The sequence below is a fragment of the Streptomyces sp. XD-27 genome (genome assembly GCF_030553055.1).
In the GTDB taxonomy this organism is placed as follows: domain Bacteria; phylum Actinomycetota; class Actinomycetes; order Streptomycetales; family Streptomycetaceae; genus Streptomyces.
The window spans coordinates 7,467,594-7,484,438 of the sequence record NZ_CP130713.1 but is presented as its reverse complement, the minus strand read 5'-3'; the positions used below and the strand labels follow the sequence as shown (position 1 = coordinate 7,484,438).

Genomic DNA, 16,845 nt, shown 5'->3' with positions numbered 1-16,845 from the left:
ACGCATATGACCCAGCCCGACGAGAAGCTCGCGTCCGTACCGGCACACCTCCAGGCGGAGCTGCTGCGCCGCCTCGCTGGCGACTCCGCGTCCGAGGACCCGCCGATCCCGACCGCCCCCCGCGACGGCCTGCTGCCGATGTCGTCGGCGCAGGAGCGGCTCTGGTTCCTGGCCGAACTGGAACCGGACAGCGCCGAGTACAACACGCTGCGCGCACTGCGGCTGCGCGGCGAGCTCGACGCCGCGGCGCTCGCTGTCGCGCTCAACCAGGTCGTGCGCCGGCACGAGATGCTGCGCACCACGTTCGACGCGCTCGACGGCCGCGGCGTCCAGGTCGTGCACGAGCACGCCGACCGGGCGTTGCCGACCGTCGACGTGTCGGGGCCCGACGCGCAGACCACGATCGAGCGCTTCCTCACGGCGGAGATGAACAAGCTGTACGACCTGCGCCGCGGGCCGCTGCTGCGGGCCGCGCTGCTGCACGTGGATGCCCGCGAACACGTGCTCGTACTGGCCATGCACCACATCGCTTGCGACGGCTGGTCGACCGGGCAGCTGCTCGGCGAGCTGGCCGCCGCCTACGAGGCGGCGGCCAGCGGCGTCGCGGCGTCCCTGCCGCCTCTGCCCGTGCAGTACGCCGACTTCGCCGTCTGGGAGCGCGAGCGGTCCGCCATGCTCGACGAGCAGCTCGGCTACTGGCGCGACCGGCTCGCGGGCATGCGCGCTGCCGACCTGCCCACCGACCGGCCGCGGCCACCTGCCCGTACGCCAGCGGGCGCGACCCTGCCGGTGGAGATCCCCGCCGACGTGCTGAGCCGGCTGCGGGAGCTGAGCCGTGAGCGTGACGCGACGCTGTTCATGGCCCTGGTCACGGTCACGAAGGTGTTGCTGGCCCGGTACTGCGGCGAACCCGATGTGGCGGTCGGCACGGTCACCCTGGGCCGGCAGCGGCCCGAGCTGGAGAAGCTGATCGGCTGCTTCATCAACACCGTGGTGCTGCGCTCCCAAGTGGAGGAGTCGCTGTCCTTCACGGAGCTGCTCGGCCGGGTGCGCACTGGCCTGCTCGAGGCGTTCGCCCACGACGAGGTCCCTTTCCAGCGCCTCGTCGACATGCTGCGGCCCGACCGGGACACGTCCCGGCCGCCGCTGGTGCAGGTGATGGTCAACCTGCAGCATCTGGCCGACACGGTGCCGGCCTTCCAGGGGTTGGACGTTACCGAGATCCAGCCGCCGAACGATGTCGCGAAGATGGACCTCACGTTCGACTTCTACGAGGACGCCTCCTCACTCGTCTGCTACCTGGAATACAGCACTGACCTGTTCGACCGGGCGACCGTCGAACGGCTCGGGGGCCACCTCGTCACACTGCTGCGCGCGGTGTCCGAGGAGCCCGAGGCCCCGCTCGCCGGTCTGTCCATGCTGCCGGCCGACGAACTGCGGACGCTCACCGCCGACTGGCAGGGCCAGGCCCTCGAGGCACCGGCCGCGCAGACCCTGCACCAGATCTTCGACGAGCAGGCGGCCCGGACGCCCGCCTCCGTCGCGGTGAGCGACGGCAGCCAGCAGCTCACCTTCGCCGAGCTGGCTGCGCGGGCGAACCGGCTCGCGCACCACCTGGTCGCGGCCGGCGTCCGCCCGGGCGTGCTGACCGGCGTCTGCCTCGGCCGAGGCGTGGACGCGATGGTCGCGCTGCTGGCTGTGCTCAAGGCCGGTGGCGCGTTCGTGCCGCTTGACCCCGAGCACCCCGCGCAACGGCTGGCCATGATGCTCGACGATGCCGCGGCGCCAGTGCTGATCACCGACTCGGCGGCGGCGGGCGAAGGCACCTGGACCACGATCCGACTCGACACCGACCAGGACGCGATCGCCCGCCACCCCGCCACGCCGCCCACCGGGGCCGCCGGGCCGGACGACCTTGCGTACGTCGTCTACACCTCCGGCTCGACCGGCCGCCCGAAGGGCGTGATGGTCAGCCACCGCAACGCCATCCACATGATGCGCGCCTGGGACGCCCGCTACGACCTGACCGGACTGCGGGGCCGCTGCCTGTCGGTGTCCAGCCTCGCTGTGGACCTGTTCCTCGGCGACTTCTTGATGTCCGCGATGTACGGCGGCGAGATGGTGATCTGCCCGGCGGAGGCGATCACCGAGCCGCCCGCACTGGCCGCACTGATCGCCGAGGTCCGCCCGCAGCTCCTGGTGACCACCCCGTCGCTGGCCAAGGCGGTCGCCCAGGAACTGTCCTGGACCGGCGGCCAGGCGGACTCGCTGCGCGTCCTCGCGGTCGGTTCGGAAGCGTGGCTGGCCGACGACGCGACCGCGGTCCTGGAACTGCTTTCCCCCGGCGCCGTCGTCACGAACAACTACGGCGCCACGGAGACCACCGTGGACTCCACGACGTACCAGCTGCGGGCCGGCGCGCTGGGCGGCACGGCGGTCGTGCCGGTCGGCCGGCCGCTGAGCAACACCCGTGTCTACGTGCTCGACGCCCGGCAGCGTCCCGTTCCCGTCGGCGTGCCCGGCGAGATGTACATCGGCGGTGACGGTGTGGCACAAGGCTATTGGAACCGGCCCGAGCTGACCGCGCAGCGCTTCCTCGACGACCCGCTCACCGGCGGGCGGCTCTACCGCACCGGCGACATCGGGCGCTGGCGGTCCGACGGCAACCTGGAGTACCTCGGCCGCGCGGACGACCAGGTCAAGGTCCGCGGCTTCCGGGTGGAACTCGGCGAGGTCGAGGCCGCCATGCTGCGCCACCCCGGCATCGCCGCCGCAGCCGCCGCGGTACGAGCGGATGCGGTCGGCCGCGACCGGCTCGTCGGGTACCTGCTCGCGGACGGTGCCGCGCCCACCCTCACCGAGCTGCGCGCGTTCCTCGCGGGGATCGTGCCCGACCCGGCGATACCCTCCGCACTCGTCGTCCTCGACGAGCTTCCGATGACACCGAGCGGCACGCTCGACCGCAAGGCGCTGCCGGCGCCGGCGAGCACCGACCACGCCGCCGCGAACCACGTACCGCCGCGCAACCACACCGAGTCCGAGCTCGCCGCGATCTGGGCCGACGTGCTGGGCCTGCGGCCCGGCACGGTCGGCGTCGGCGACAACTTCTTCGAGCTCGGCGGCGACTCGATCGTCGGGCTGCAGGTCGTGTCGAAGGCGCGGCGGGCGGGCCTTCGCCTGACCGCCAAGCAGATCTTCCGGCACCAGACCATCGCCGACCTGGCCGCCGTCGTCCAGGTCGCGGATCAGCCGGCGCCGCGAGCGGCCGCCACCGCGGTCGGGGACGTGCCGCTCACCCCGGTGCAGCACTGGTACTTCGAGCAGTACCCGAGGGCGCCGTCCACTTCAACCAGTCGATGTTCGTCGAGCTCGCGCCCGGCACCGACCCGGCCGCCCTGCGCACGGCGGTGACGGCGCTGCTCGAGCACCACGACGCGCTGCGGCTGCACGCCGTCTTCGCCGACGGCGCCTGGCGGCAGCACTGCGCGACCGCCGAGACGGGCGAGCCGTTCCGCACGGTCGACCTGTCCGGTCTGGACCGTCCCGCCCGCGAGCGGGCGGTCCGCGAGGCGGTCACGGCGGCACAGACCCGCTTCCGGCTCGACGACGGGCCCCTGCTCAGCGCGGTGCTCTTCTCCGGTGCACCCGAGCCCGACCGGCTGTTCATCGCGGCGCACCACCTCGTCGTCGACGGGGTCACCTGGCGCGTGCTGCTCTCCGACCTGGAGCTCGCCTACGGGCACGCGGCGCGGTGCCTGCCGGTCAGCCTCCCGGAGAAGTCCACCGCCTTCCGGGACTGGTCGAGGCGGCTGACCGAAGCGGCCGAATCCGGCCGCTTCGATAGCGAACGGCCGTACTGGCAGGCCGTAGAGGCCGCGTCCGCCGCCTGCCTGCCACTGCCGGTCAACAGCGCGGCACCGGACACGCTCGCATACGCCCGTACGGTCGAGGCCGGTCTCGATGCCGAGCTGACCCGCGCGCTGCTGCGGGACGTGCCAGCGGCGTACCGCACCCAGATCAACGACGTGCTGCTGACTGCGCTCGCGGCGGTCCTTGCCGACTGGACCGGCGGCGACGCCGTCGCGGTCGAGCTGGAGGGCCACGGCCGCGAGAACCTCTTCGACGACGTCGACCTGTCCCGCACGGCGGGCTGGTTCACCACGCTCTTCCCGGTCGTGCTGCCCGTGCCGGGCGAGGACTGGGGCACCCGACTCAAGGCCGTCAAGGAGACCCTGCGAGCGGTCCCCGAGGCCGGTATCGGATACGGCGCCCTGCGTTACCTGACCGAGGACGCCGGGCTGGGCGGCGGCCGCTGCCAGGTGGGCTTCAACTACCACGGCCACTTCGACGTGACCACGGGCGACGGCCTGCTGCGCGGCTGGCGGCCCAGCCCGGTGCCGGACCGCAGCACAGACCTGACCCGCCCGAACCCCCTGGAGATCATGGGGATGGTCCGCGACGGCCGGCTCGAGTTCTCCTGGGAGTACTCGGCCGCGCTGCACGACGAGGAGACGATCACCGGCCTCGCAGCGCGGTTCAACGCCGCGCTCGCCGACATTGTGGCGCACTGCGCCCAGGCCGGCGGCTGCACCCCGTCCGACTTTCCGCTCGCCGGGCTCGACCAGGCCGGCGTCGACCGGATCGCCGGGGACGGCCGCACGGTCGAGGACATCTACCCGCTCACACCGATGCAGAGCGGCCTGCTGTTCCACTCGCTCGACGCGCACGAGGACGACATCTACCTCACCCACCTCGATTTCGTCCTCGACGGCGTCACCGACCCCGCCCTGCTGGCCGAGGCATGGCAACGGCTCGTCGACCGCACGCCCGTGCTGCGTACGGCGATCGTCGACGCCGAAGGCGGACGCCCCCTGCAGGTGGTCCACAGGGACGTACGCCTGCCTGTCGTTGTCGAAGACTGGTCGGAGCTGACCGAGGAGCAGCAGCGGGAACGCATCCGCCTGCTGGCCGAGGCCCCGGGCGAACCGCTGGACCTGTCGCGACCGCCGCTGCTGCGGCTGCACCTGGCCCGGCTCTCCGCGTCCACCGTCCACGTGCGCTGCTCGTCGCACCACCTGCTCCTTGACGGCTGGAGCTTCGCCGACGTGCTCGGCGAGGTCTTCGCGGAGCACGCCGCGATCAGCGGACGCGAGGTCCCGCCGCCGCTCCCGCGCCGTCCGTTCCGCGAGTACGTGCGCTGGCTCGGCGAGCAGGACACCGCCGCGGCGCAGCCGTACTGGACCGGCCTGCTCGCCGGGTTCTCCGCGCCCACCGCGCTGCCGTACGACCGGGCGCCACTGCGCTCGCACCAATCCCGCGATACCGGCCACATCGACCTCGAACTCACGGCGGAGGAGACCGGGCGGCTGGAGAGCTTCGCCCGGGAGACCCGAGTCACCCTCAACACTCTGATCCAGGGCGCCTGGGCCCTGCTGCTGTCCCGCTACAGCGGCGACCGGCAAGTCTGCTTCGGCACCACGGTGGGAGGCCGACCCGCCGACCTGCCGGGCTCGGACGAGATGGTCGGCCTGTTCATCAACACACTGCCCGCCCGGATGACCGTCTCGCCCGGCAGCGAGCTGCGCGCCTGGCTGCGCGAGATCCAGGAGCAGCAGGTCGACGGCCGCCAGTACGAGTACGTCTCACTCGCCCAGGTGCGGCACTGGGCCGCGATCCCGGCGGGCACCGACCTCTTCGACAGCTGCGTGGTCTTCGAGAACTTCCCGTACGACGAGCACGCAGCTGAGCGCCACGGGCTGAGGGTACGGTCGTTGGTCGGCCTTGAGACGTCGAACTTCCCGCTCACCTGCGTGGCGCACCTGGCGGACGGACTCCACCTGCGGCTCGGCTACGACCCGCGCCTGTTCGACGACACCACAGCGGGCCGCTTCGCTGATCATCTGCTCGGCATGCTCGACGCGATGGTGGCGGCACCCGGCACCACACTGCGGGACCTGCCGATGGTCCGCGGCGCCGAACACGACCGGCTGATCGAGGAGTTCAACGGCACCCCGTCCGGCTACCCTGACCGGTGCCTGCACGAGCTCTTCGCGGAGGTCGCGCGCGAGCACCCCGACCGGCCCGCGGTCGTCGCCAGCGACACCCGGCTCACCTATGCCGAGCTGGACGCCTGCTCCGACCGGCTCGCCCACGACCTCATCGGCCGAGGTGTCGGTCCGGAGGTGCCGGTGGGCATCTGCCTGCCGGGGGGCGCCGAGATGATCACCGCCATGCTCGGCGTCCTCAAGGCGGGCGGCGCGTACGTGCCGCTCGACCCCGGGTACCCGCCCGAGCGCCTCGCCTACCTTTTCCGCGACTCGGGCGTGCCGGTGCTGCTGACCAGCGCCGCGCTGGCGCCCGGCCTGCCGCCGACCGGCGCCGAGGTCCTGCTGATCGACGATCTGCGGCCAGAGCCTGCCGCCGGGCCGCCGCCCTCGCGGACCGTCCCGGACAACCTCGCCGTGCTCGTCTACACCTCGGGCTCGACCGGCACGCCCAAGGCCAGCATGGTCACCCACCGCGGCCTCGTCCGGCTCGTGCACGCCGCGGGCGAGCACACCTTCGGCGACGCCGCCACGATCGCCCAGCACCACTCGATCTCGTTCGACGCCGCGCAGAACGAGCTGTGGCAGGCACTGCTGAGCGGCGCATGCCTGGCCGTGCGGCCCGGCGACTTCCGCTCGGTCGACGAACTCGACAAGTTCCTGCGCGACAACGAGGTGCAGGCCATGTCGTTCTCGGCGGGCTTCTTCCACGCCGTCGCCGACACCGACCCGGGAATCCTCGCGGGGCTGCGAAAGGTCGTCGTCGGCGGCGAGGCGCTGTCAGCACCGCACTGCGCACGCGTCCTCGACCGGCTGCCCGGCCTGCGGATCGTCAACGCGTACGGGCCCACCGAGTGCTCGGTGACTGCGACATGCTTCCCTGTCGATCGCGGCGGGCGCCCCGGACGGACCGTTCCGGTCGGCCGGCCGAGCGCAGACGCCCGGGTCTACCTGCTCGACAGGGACCTGCAGGTGGTGCCGGTGGGCGTGACCGGGGAGGCGTACCTCGCCGGGGACGGCGTGTGCCGCGGTTACCGGGACCGGCCCGCGATGACCGCCGGACGCTTCCTGCCGGACCCGTTCGGGCCGCCCGGTTCCCGGATGTACCGCACCGGCGACCTGATGCGCTGGCGTCCCGACGGCACGCTCGTGTTCGTCGGCCGCACCGACGACCAGGTGAAGCTGCGCGGCTACCGCATCGAGCTCGGCGAGATCGAGCAGGCGCTCGCCCAACACCCGGACGTGGCAGGGGCGGCCGTCATCGTCCGCGAGGACCAGCCGGGCCGTCGGCGTCTCGTCGGGTACGTGGTCTCGGAGCAGGACCCGGCCGAACTGACGTCGTACCTTGCTGCCCGCCTGCCCGAGTACATGCTCCCGGTCGCGCTCGTCCGGCTGGAGCGGATTCCGCTCACCGAGCACGGCAAGGTCGACCGCCGCGCCCTGCCGGAGCCCGCGACCGCGGCGGCTGGCTGGGCATCGCTGGAGCCCCGCACCTCCGACGAGCGCACGATGGCCGCGATCTGGGCGGAGGTGCTCGGCGTGGAGCGCATCGGGGTCACCGACAACTTCTTCGACCTCGGCGGCGACTCGATCCTCAGCATCCAGGTCGTGTTCAAGAGCCGCCGGGCGGGACTGCAGGTCTCCTCCAGCGACCTGTTCCGCCACCCGACCGTCGAGCAGCTCGTCGCCGCCGCCGGCCGGGACCGCCAGGTCGCCGCCACCCAGGAGGCTGAGGCCGGCGAGGTGCCGCTCACCCCGATCCAGCACGAGTTCTTCGCGCGCAACACGGTCGCCCCGCAGCACCTCGCCCAGTCGGTCCACGTCGAGCTCGCAGCGGACACCGACGAGGCGGCGCTGCGGGCCGCGCTCGCGGCGGTAGTCGCGCACCACGACGCGTTGCGGATGCGGTATGCGTGCGATGAGCGGGGCCGCTGGTCGCAGCGGAACGCCGCGACCGAGACCGGCGAGCTGTTCGAGCGCCACGACCTCTCGGAACTGCCGGACGAGGAGCTCCCCCGGTCATGAACCGGCTCGCCGCGGCGGCCGACACGGGGCTCGACCTGGCGGCCGGGCCGCTGTTGCGGGCGGTCCTGTTCGACCTCGGCCCGGGTCGGCGGGCGCACCTGCACCTGACCGTGCACCACCTCGTGATCGACGCGGTGTCGTGGCGGATCCTCAACCACGACCTGGACCTCGCGTACCGGCAGGCGCTCGACGGCGAGGCAATCGACCTCGGCGCCAAGACCTCCTCGTTCCGGCAGTGGGCCACGCGGCTCGCTGAGCACACGGCCAGCGGCGGCTTCGCCAGTCAGGCCGCGCACTGGGACGCGGTGCCCGAGGCAGCGCCGCTGCCGACCGACGGCCCCGGGCCGAACATGGTGTCGTCGCAGCGGATCATGCCGGTGCGGCTGGAGCAGGACGAGACCGCGGCGCTGCTACACGTGGCGCCGGGCAGGTTCCGGGCCCGGGTCAGCGACGTACTGCTCTCCGCGCTGGCCTGGACGATATGCCGCTGGTCCGGCGACGACCAGCTGTTGATCGAGATGGAGGGTCACGGCCGTGAGGAGATCTTCGACGACATCGACCTGTCGCGCACCGTCGGATGGTTCACCAGCTCGTATCCCGTCGCGCTGAAGGTGCCTGGACAGACGGACGGGGAAGCCGACTGGCCCGCCGTCGTGCGGTCGGTGCGCCGCTGCCTGCGCGCCGTGCCTGGCAACGGACTCGGCTACGGCGCGCTGCGCCACCTCGCCGGGTCCGGCACACCGCCGGCGGAGCACACGCCTCCCGCGGTGTTGTTCAACTACCACAGCCAAACCGAGGAGATCACCCGGACGGCCGACCGCTCGCTGTTCCACGCCTTCCACGACCCGATCGGCCAAGAGCAGGACGGCCGCGAGCGGGTCGTGCAGGCGCTGGAGGTGGTCGGCGCGGTCGAGGGCGGTCGACTCGGCTTCGACCTCTACTATTCGGTCAATTTGCACGAGCCCGAGACCATCGCGCGGGTCGGCTCCGAACTCGTAGCGGCGCTGCGGTCGATCGCCCGCCTCTGCGAGCCGGCCCTCGGGGCAGAGGACGCACGGTGAACGACTTGCTGGCGGAGCTCGCGCTCCGGCACGGCGTGCCCGGCGCGCAGTTGGCGATCTGGCGCGACGGCCTCCTCCTCACCGCGGAGACTGGCGAGGAGGAGGCCGGATCGGGAAGGCCGGTGACGGTCGCGACGGCGTTCCCGCTCGGATCGCTCACCAAACCGTTCACCGCGACGCTCGCGGCCCTGCTGGTCGCCGACGGCGACGCGGACCTGGACGAGCCCTTGGCGGAGCAGTTGGGCGAGCTGCGCGCGGGCCCGGAGTGCACGCTGCGGCAGGTGCTCAGCCACACCGCGGGCCTGGCGGCCAACACCGCCGAGCTGCCACCCGGAACGACCCGTGCCCGGTGGCTCGCCCGCCACGTGCCCGAACTGGCCGTGTACGAACCGGGCACGGCCTTCTCCTACTCCAACCCGAGTTATTTGATCGCCGGCCGCCTGGTCGAGGAGATCACAGGGTTGGACTGGGCAGAGGCCGTGCACGCGATGCTGCTGCGCCCACTGGGGCACGACGCCGCGGCGCCGACCGCTCTGGGCCATCTCGTACGCCCGGACGCCCGGCCCCGGCCCATCCAGGAGCAATCCGTACCGCCGCTGGAGGACCCAGCCGCCGGCCTGTGTGTCTCCGCCCGCGACCTCGCGGTGTTCGGCGCCGCGCACCTGGGCCTCGGCCCGGGCGCGGCTCTCCTCGACGCCGCGACGGCGCGATCGATGCGCGAGGACGTCACGGAGGGGCTCACCGTGGGCCCTTACGGGCTGGCGGGTGGCTGGGGCGCCGGATGGGCGCGTTACGGGGTCTGGTTCGGCCACGACGGCACCGGCGACGGCGCGTGGAGCCACCTGCGCGCGAACCCGTCGACGCGGACCGTGGTGGCGCTGACCACCAACGGCAGTACCGGCGTGCGCATGTGGGAGTCGCTGCTCGAGCGGCTGAGCGAAACCGGCCCGGCGGTCGGCGACCATCCTCGGGACACGAGCGACGCCGAGCCCGGGCCGGCGCCGCCGGAGTGCGCGGGGCACTACGCGAACGGCGGCTGGTCGTGCCGGGTCGAGGCCGACGAGGGCGAGCTCCTGCTCTCGGTCGCCGGCGCGGCGCCGGTCCGGCTTCTCGTAGGCAAGGACCTCTCCTTCCGTACGCCCTCAGACAGAGGTTCGCGCGCGGCGATGCCCTACTTCGGGCGGTTCCTGCGCGACCCGGCGACCGGCGACGTCGACCGTGTGCAGATCATCGGGAGGCTCAACGTCCGGCAGAAGTAGCGCATCCCGAAAGCGGTGGGCCCGTTCGTCGAACGGGCCCACCGCTTTGTCGTGTACGAGATCTCAGCCCTCAGCGTGCTTCCAGATAGGTCAGCACGGCCCGGACCCGCCGATGGCCGACGTCGGCCGCGGTGAGCCCGAACTTCGCGAAGATGTTGCCGATGTGCTTGTGTACGGCGTTGTCGGTGATGGACAGCTTCTTGGCCAGTGTGGCGTTGTCGTGCCCCTCTGCCATGAGCGCCAGGACCTCCTGCTCCCGGGGGGTAAGGGTGGACAGCGGCTGTGTTTGCCTGGCAAGCAACTGGGTTACCACGTCGGGGTCGAGCGCCGTGCCGCCGGCGGCCACCCGGTCAAGCGCCTCCAGGAATTCGTCGACCCGGCTGATGCGGTCCTTGAGCAGATAGCCGACGCCGCCCCCGCTGCTGGAAAGCAGCTCGAGCGCGTACGTCTGCTCCACGTACTGGGACAGGACCAGGACCGGCAGACCGGGATGGACGCGCCGGGCCTCGATCGCGGCCCGGATGCCTTCGTCGCGGAACCGCGGCGGCAGCCGCACGTCGACGATGGTGACGGCCGGGCGACGCCGGTCCACCGCGGCCAGGAATCCCTCGGCGTCGGCGGCGACCTCGGCCACCTCGTAGCCGGAATTGGTCAGCAGCAGTTCCAGGCCGGTGGCGAGCAGGACGTTGTCCTCCGCGATGACTATCCGCACGGCAGCTCTACGGTGATCGTGGTGGGGCCGCCTGCCGGGCTGACGACCGTGACGCAGCCGTCGAGAGCCTGCGCGCGGCCACGGAGACCGGCCAGTCCGCTGCCGCCGTTTTCCCGCGCGCCGCCCACGCCGTTGTCGGTGACGACGACCGTCAGCACGTCGTCGACGCGCCGCACTCTCAGCCCCGCCTCGGTGGCCCGGCTGTGTTTGGCCACGTTCGTGAGTGCCTCGGTGACCACGAAATAGGTGACCGCCTCGATGGCCGCCGGGATCCGGTGCAGCTCGCCGATATCGATCGAGACCGGCACGCCGCCCCGGGCGGCGACGGTGCGCAGAGCTCCCGGCAGCCCGCGGTCGGCGAGGATGGGCGGGTAGATGCCGCGGAGCACTTCCCGAAGCTCGACCATCGCCTCCTCGGTGACGTCGGTCGCCTCGCGCAGCATCCGGGCGAGGGTGGCCGGGTCACGGTCGAGGCACCGCCGGGCCACCGCGAGCCGCATGGCCACGGCCACCAGCCGTGCCTGGGTGCCGTCGTGCAGGTCGCGCTCGATCCGCCGCAACTCGGCGCCGTGCGCCTCGAGCGCGTCACTGCGGGTGCGGGTGAGCGTGGCAACGCGATCGGTGAGTCTTTGGGTACGCGACGACGCGAGCACGGCGAGAGTCAGGCGGGCATATCCCGTGGCGAGCGGCGGCAGCGCCAGGCAGCCGGCGGCGAACAGGACGGTCCCCACCGACGGACCGACGATGACGTCCCCGTACCGGCCGAGCACCGGGATGTCCAGCACCGTCTTCGGGCTGTCCTGCGCCGGAAACGCCCACCACAGCAGCAGCGTCACCACGACCAGCAGCGCGTTGCCGACGCAGATGGCCGTGGCGAGCCCACAGGCGAGGCCGAACGTGACGTGCAGGGCGAGCCAGTACAGATGACGGGGCAGGGCGATGCTCTGCGCACGGACCGGACGGCTCAGCAGACGACCGGCTCGCTGCCGGTGCCACTCGGCCCACGACTGACGCATGCTCGGGTGACAGAGCAGCACAAACGACAGAAGGCTCATGGCCGCGGTGCCGAATCCCCCGAGCAGATAGACCGTGGCCCGCAGCGGCGGCGCCCAGGCACGGATCACCGGAGCAGACCAGGGCGCCGCGCGCATTACAGCAGGCTGTAGTTCTGCCCCGGGGGCAGGGGGTATGGCCTTGTCAGCGCCGGAGGCCATAACCTGCTGCTCAGGCCCAGTTTCCGGAACCAGAGGTGGAGAGACTCGACCCATCTTCGCCGGAATGGAACGGGGATGGCGGACCGGTTGCACAACCTACCTCCCGAGCGTTGAAAGGGATCACCATGACTGACCAGCGTCCGGCTCTGCGGCTGTGCCATGTCGGCACGATCGGAGCCGGGGGCATCGAGTCTGGATGTGAGATAGAGAATGTGACCTTCGCGTGCGAGGCCGGCACCTGGACGGCGTTGGCCGGGCCGACCGCCGCGGACAAGACCAGCGTCCTGCGGTGCGCCGCGGGGCTGGATCCGGTGACGGCGGGCGAGGTCCGTCTTTCCGAGGGGCTCCGGCTCGCGCACGTCGGGCTCCGGCCGGTGACGGAGCAGCTGGCGACGCTCGGCACGCTCGCCTCGGTGCTTGTCCGGCTGCCGACCGGGGCGGCCGAGCTGCTACGTGAGGCATTGCACCGGCTGGACCTGTGGGAGGAGCGGGAAGCCCCCGTACTTGGTCTGACGGAGAGTCGGCAACGCGCGGCCGCGGTCGCGGTCGCGGTCGCCGACGCCCCCGACGTGCTGCTCGCCGACGACCTCACCAGCGGACTTCCGCCCGCCACCGCGGCGGCGATCCTGGACCTGTTGCGCGACCTGGTGGACCGGCAGGGGCTCTGCGTCGTGGCCTCGGCCGCGGACCTGGCCTCTCTGGAACGGGCCGACGCGGTGGTGCTGCTCGCCGAGGGGCGCGTGGTCGAGACACGGGTCATGCCTTAGCTGCGGGGCCTTGGACTGCCCCGCAGCTCACCCACCCGTGGGTTGCCTGGGCCGCCTGGGTTGCCCAACAAACGGGTGAGCTCGGCGGGCAACTTCCTTTGCAGGAGCGCCAAGCCGAGCGGAGTGAGTGTGTGCATGGCGGTAGTACGGTTGCGTAACGTCGTGATCAGACCTGCCTCGCGCAGCACAGTGGCCTGCTTACTGGCGCCGGAGAGAGAGATGCCGAGTCGGTCGGACAGATCGCCGGTGGTGCCGCTCTCGGACAGCGCGCGCAGGGCGGCCGCACGGGTGGCTCCGACGAGGGCGGCCAGCGCCCGGTCGCCCTCGTCCTCCGATTCCTCGGGGAGCGACTCCAGATCGTTGAGATCCAGAGGCGTGGAGAAGACGAGTGCGGGCACGCCGGACTGCCGCTCGGAGCGCACGAGCACGCAGGTCTTGTCGGGGAGGAAGAGCGAGGGGCTCAGGGTCAGGCCGCGCCCGTCGAGTTTGATGTCGAGGTCGAAGCTGGACGCGATGCGCAGCTCCGAGGACTCCCATGTCACTTTGGGGTGCAGGCCTGCGAGCAGGAACTCGACGCCGTTCGTGATGGCCATCCGCCCGCGCATGTCACGCTCGATCTCCAGCCGGGCCTGCATTCGCGACCAGTAGGGCAGGATGCCCGCGGAGCAGAACAGGAAGACCACCTGGGCGAGGCGGCGAGCCCGGGCGCGAACGGCCGACGGCACCGAATCCGCGTCGGTTCCATCCCGCTCGAGCAGCCACAGAAGATCGGGAACGACCCGGTACTCGGACACGACCTCGTCTATGGCGGGCAGATCGTCGCCGAGTCGCTCGCGCACGAACTTGTGCCAACCGATACCGCTGCGAGCCCGGTCACGTCCGAAGCGGTGAAGTGCGAAGACCGCTTCGGACACTGGCCCTAACGTATGAACCATTCTTAAGCGTTGAATGTCTTTGTTGGTTACTTGTATACGCAACATGTCACCCATCCCCGATGTGACGCCCCCGAGGTGCTCTAGACACAGGAGCCTAAGCTCGTATCGCCAGCAACGACAAGGACATTCGTTCACCAACAGGCCTGGCAACGGTCGGCCTATCGTGATTTAACTTTGCATCATGACCGGGTACTCCGCCGGTCGCCCCGCATAACCGGCTGGATATGGACCATTGCCTGGCCCCCAGAAGGGTGCTGACGTGGGTCTGATGGGCCCGTGTGTGGAGCGAAGATGCCGAAGACGGCGGAACCTAGTGTCTCGTGGCCCCGTTTGCATCATTTCGCATGGATACTGACGAGTTTCTTCACGTTGGTCTGGACGAGGCTGACCTTGGCGAGAACCTCGTCGGCGGTCGCGATCCAGGTGAAGGGTTTTGCCTCCTGGTTCCAGGAGTTGATGTAGTCGCGAATCTGCTTGACCAGGACGTTGACGCTGGAGAACGTCCCGCGGCGGATCGACTGCCGGGTCAAGATGCCGAATCAGATCTCGATCTGGTTCAACCAGGAGGAGCCGACAGGAGTGAAGTAGAAGTGGAGATGCGGGTTCTTCGCCAGCCATGTCTTCACCTCCGGCGTGGTGTGCGTGGACAGGTCGTCCAGGACGACATGGATCTCCATGCCCGCGTGCGGCTTCACCGCCTTCTTCAAGAAAGCCAGGAAGGTCGTGCCTTTCCGGTTCGGCTTGCACTCACCGATGACTTCCCCGGTGCCTACGTCGAGGGCGGCGAACAGGTTCGTCGTGCCATGCCGCACATAGTCGTGGGTGCGCTTCTCGGCGGCCGCGAACGCCACAGGCAGCACCGGCTGGGTCCGGTCCAGCGCCCCGCGTCTTCTCGGCGATCGACAGCACTACCGCGCCTCCCGGCGGGTCCAGATAGAGACAGATCACGTCGGTGACCTTCTGCGTGAACGCCGCGTCCCTCGAAATCTTGAAGGTGCTCGACCGGTGCGGCTTGAGGCTCTCCTCCGGCCAGACCCGCGCGATGTAGTGCCAGGACACGGTGACGCCCTCTGCCCGCTGCAGATACTTCGCCAACTCGCGTGTCGAGCAGTGCGAAAGACCAGTGCCGTCCGGCGGCGTCATACGCGTCAGCGCAATCACCCGGGCCCGTACCCGTGCCGGCACTTGTTCCCGGGCCCCGCCGGGCCGGTCACCTTCCAGCCCGGCCAGGCCGTGCTCGGCATAACGGCGCTTCCAGCGGTCCACCGTCGGCAGCGACACTCCAAGCAGCTCGGCGATGTCCTTGCGCCGACGCCCCTCAGCAGACCAGAGCACGATCCGGCCCCGCGTGGCTATATCCGCAGGAACGTCCCGGCTGCTCACCAACTCCCGTAGCTCGGCGGACTGTTCCACGGAGAGCTCCGTGCCAAGAGAACGAGACGCACAAGATCAAGTAACGCTGACAGGATCACGAGACACCAGGGTCTCTCTCCATTCATTCGGTGATAGCGGTTCGCGGCCACCGAAAGGGGTTGTCGGCTTACCTAGTTGCACTCAACATCTTCCACAACAGCATCACCATGCGCAACAGACGTATTTCGAAGTGGCTGAAATGATCTGGCTTCGCTGTGACGCAGTACTGCGGCCGGTTTTTGGTCACTCCGACATGCGGCTCTGCCGCCGACGAACGCGAGGTGCGGCGGGGAAGGGCCAGGTGAGAGCTGTAGCCGATCGTCAGCTCGGAGTGCAATTGACGGCGCCAGAATTGCGTCAGAGTGGGCCATCGAGGAGCGGACCTTGAGACTCCCATTCCGGATCTCCTGGCTAAAACGGCATGTCGAGGGCCTTTTTAAGCCTTCGAATGCGGAGTGCCTGTTCGAGATTTCGGATATGGAGTGTGTCTGATGGCGCCGACCATGGCTTGGCGTGGGAAAGCTGGTTCTCCTTGCTGTTCTTTCTGTCAGCGGAGCGAGCACTGCGGTATGAGGGCGTGGAGCGTCGCTTCACTCGTACACTCGGCCGCGCCGCTCACGCCCTCCGCTGCCCGCGCACGGTGGTGCGCGCTGTCGCTCAGCTCCATCGGGCCAGCCCGGCCCAGGATGCACCGGCTGTTGTACGAGCAAACCCCGCGGCTGGCGGAGGCGGCTGCCCAGCTCCGCGACGTCCAAGCCCTGATTGCCTCTGAAGACGAGTGCCACCTGCACCGGTTGGATGAGTGCGGCCCCGACCAGCGGCTCACCGCGCCGCTGTTCGTGCAGGCATGGAGGCGCAGATTCACGGAGCCGTGCTGGACCCACCCGACGATGCACGAGGGACGAGGCGCTGGACACCGTGGAGCGGCTGTGCCTGGGCGCCCTGACGTTCTGCGCGCCGAGAAACGGCCACCTTACGGCGAGCGACACGCTGGGATACCGGTACCTGAACAACGGCTGCGGACATCTGGGCCGTCCTTTGGGGACGCAGCCCAGGCAGCGGATCTTGAGTAACAGGGAGAGCGCCGCCTGGTCACCCCGGTTCCTCGTCCTGCCGAGAGTGGCCATGTTCCCTACCTGCGTATATCGCGGGCCTGTGCGTGCCTTGCCTGCCGGGGTAATCCATTCCTCCCGGCCAGGCACCACATGGGCCTGGTCGCGTTGGGCAGGGCATGAACGCACACAGTCACTCGTACAACGCGTGGTATCCAGGAGCGGGCCTCGCGCCTGCTGCCTCGGCGGGTAGGCCCAGCTTGGTGCTGCAGCCCAGAGGGTGAGCGCGGTTCGCGGACCGTCTGGTAGCCGTAGCGTCCGCGCGGGAGCTGGCCGGGCTGGCCGGGCTGGCCCGATTCCGCG

The 16,845-nt window shown here is 70.6% G+C and carries 9 protein-coding genes and 1 pseudogene; 5 read left to right on the top strand and 5 right to left on the bottom strand.

What is annotated here, in order from left to right:
• Positions 1 to 6 precede the first annotated feature (6 nt).
• The 4 genes from Q3Y56_RS32950 to Q3Y56_RS32935 are packed head-to-tail and all read left to right on the top strand — an operon-like array spanning position 7 to position 10,389.
• A complete protein-coding gene (locus Q3Y56_RS32950) occupies positions 7 to 3,411 on the top strand; it encodes an amino acid adenylation domain-containing protein (RefSeq protein ID WP_304465372.1) in 3,405 nt (1,134 codons plus the stop codon).
• Positions 3,357 to 8,069: a non-ribosomal peptide synthetase gene (locus tag Q3Y56_RS32945; RefSeq protein ID WP_304465371.1), complete on the top strand. Its 4,713-nt coding sequence runs from the start codon at positions 3,357 to 3,359 to the stop codon at positions 8,067 to 8,069. Before Q3Y56_RS32950 ends, Q3Y56_RS32945 begins: the two co-directional genes overlap by 55 nt.
• Positions 8,066 to 9,130, top strand: coding sequence for a condensation domain-containing protein (locus tag Q3Y56_RS32940; protein WP_304465370.1), 1,065 nt, complete (start codon positions 8,066 to 8,068; stop codon positions 9,128 to 9,130). Before Q3Y56_RS32945 ends, Q3Y56_RS32940 begins: the two co-directional genes overlap by 4 nt.
• The gene (locus tag Q3Y56_RS32935; protein ID WP_304465369.1) at positions 9,127 to 10,389 is read left to right on the top strand and encodes a serine hydrolase; all 1,263 of its coding nucleotides are present in this window, start codon (positions 9,127 to 9,129) and stop codon (positions 10,387 to 10,389) included. Before Q3Y56_RS32940 ends, Q3Y56_RS32935 begins: the two co-directional genes overlap by 4 nt.
• Before the next feature lie 70 nt (positions 10,390 to 10,459).
• Here the strand turns inward: Q3Y56_RS32935 and Q3Y56_RS32930 are convergent, their stop codons facing one another.
• Together Q3Y56_RS32930 and Q3Y56_RS32925 are read right to left on the bottom strand one after the other, a co-directional pair.
• Complete coding sequence (locus Q3Y56_RS32930; protein ID WP_304465368.1) at positions 10,460 to 11,101, bottom strand: response regulator transcription factor; 642 nt, start codon at positions 11,099 to 11,101, stop codon at positions 10,460 to 10,462.
• On the bottom strand, positions 11,092 to 12,252 hold the full coding sequence (locus tag Q3Y56_RS32925; RefSeq protein WP_304465367.1) for a sensor histidine kinase: 1,161 nt from the start codon (positions 12,250 to 12,252) through the stop codon (positions 11,092 to 11,094). Before Q3Y56_RS32925 ends, Q3Y56_RS32930 begins: the two co-directional genes overlap by 10 nt.
• Before the next feature lie 188 nt (positions 12,253 to 12,440).
• Between Q3Y56_RS32925 and Q3Y56_RS32920 the strand changes: the two genes are divergently transcribed.
• The gene (locus Q3Y56_RS32920) at positions 12,441 to 13,082 is read left to right on the top strand and encodes an ATP-binding cassette domain-containing protein (RefSeq protein WP_304465366.1); all 642 of its coding nucleotides are present in this window, start codon (positions 12,441 to 12,443) and stop codon (positions 13,080 to 13,082) included.
• Here the strand turns inward: Q3Y56_RS32920 and Q3Y56_RS32915 are convergent.
• From Q3Y56_RS32915 to Q3Y56_RS32905, 3 genes and pseudogenes are all read right to left on the bottom strand, one after another.
• Entirely contained in the window at positions 13,079 to 13,996 is a 918-nt protein-coding gene (locus Q3Y56_RS32915; protein ID WP_304465365.1) for a helix-turn-helix transcriptional regulator, read from the bottom strand. The genes Q3Y56_RS32920 and Q3Y56_RS32915 overlap by 4 nt on opposite strands.
• Positions 13,997 to 14,352: 356 nt before the next feature.
• Positions 14,353 to 14,547, bottom strand: a complete 195-nt coding sequence (locus Q3Y56_RS32910) for a hypothetical protein (RefSeq protein WP_304465364.1) — start codon at positions 14,545 to 14,547, stop codon at positions 14,353 to 14,355.
• A gap of 9 nt (positions 14,548 to 14,556) precedes the next feature.
• Positions 14,557 to 15,352: pseudogene (locus Q3Y56_RS32905) on the bottom strand (IS630 family transposase).
• Positions 15,353 to 16,845: the final 1,493 nt, after the last annotated feature.

Coding starts and splice junctions, on each gene's coding strand:
- Q3Y56_RS32950 (WP_304465372.1), top strand. CDS start 7: ATGACCCAGCCCGACGAGAAGCTCGCGTCCGTACCGGCACACCTCCAG.
- Q3Y56_RS32945 (WP_304465371.1), top strand. CDS start 3,357: ATGTTCGTCGAGCTCGCGCCCGGCACCGACCCGGCCGCCCTGCGCACG.
- Q3Y56_RS32940 (WP_304465370.1), top strand. CDS start 8,066: ATGAACCGGCTCGCCGCGGCGGCCGACACGGGGCTCGACCTGGCGGCC.
- Q3Y56_RS32925 (WP_304465367.1), bottom strand. CDS start 12,252: ATGCGCGCGGCGCCCTGGTCTGCTCCGGTGATCCGTGCCTGGGCGCCG.
- Q3Y56_RS32920 (WP_304465366.1), top strand. CDS start 12,441: ATGACTGACCAGCGTCCGGCTCTGCGGCTGTGCCATGTCGGCACGATC.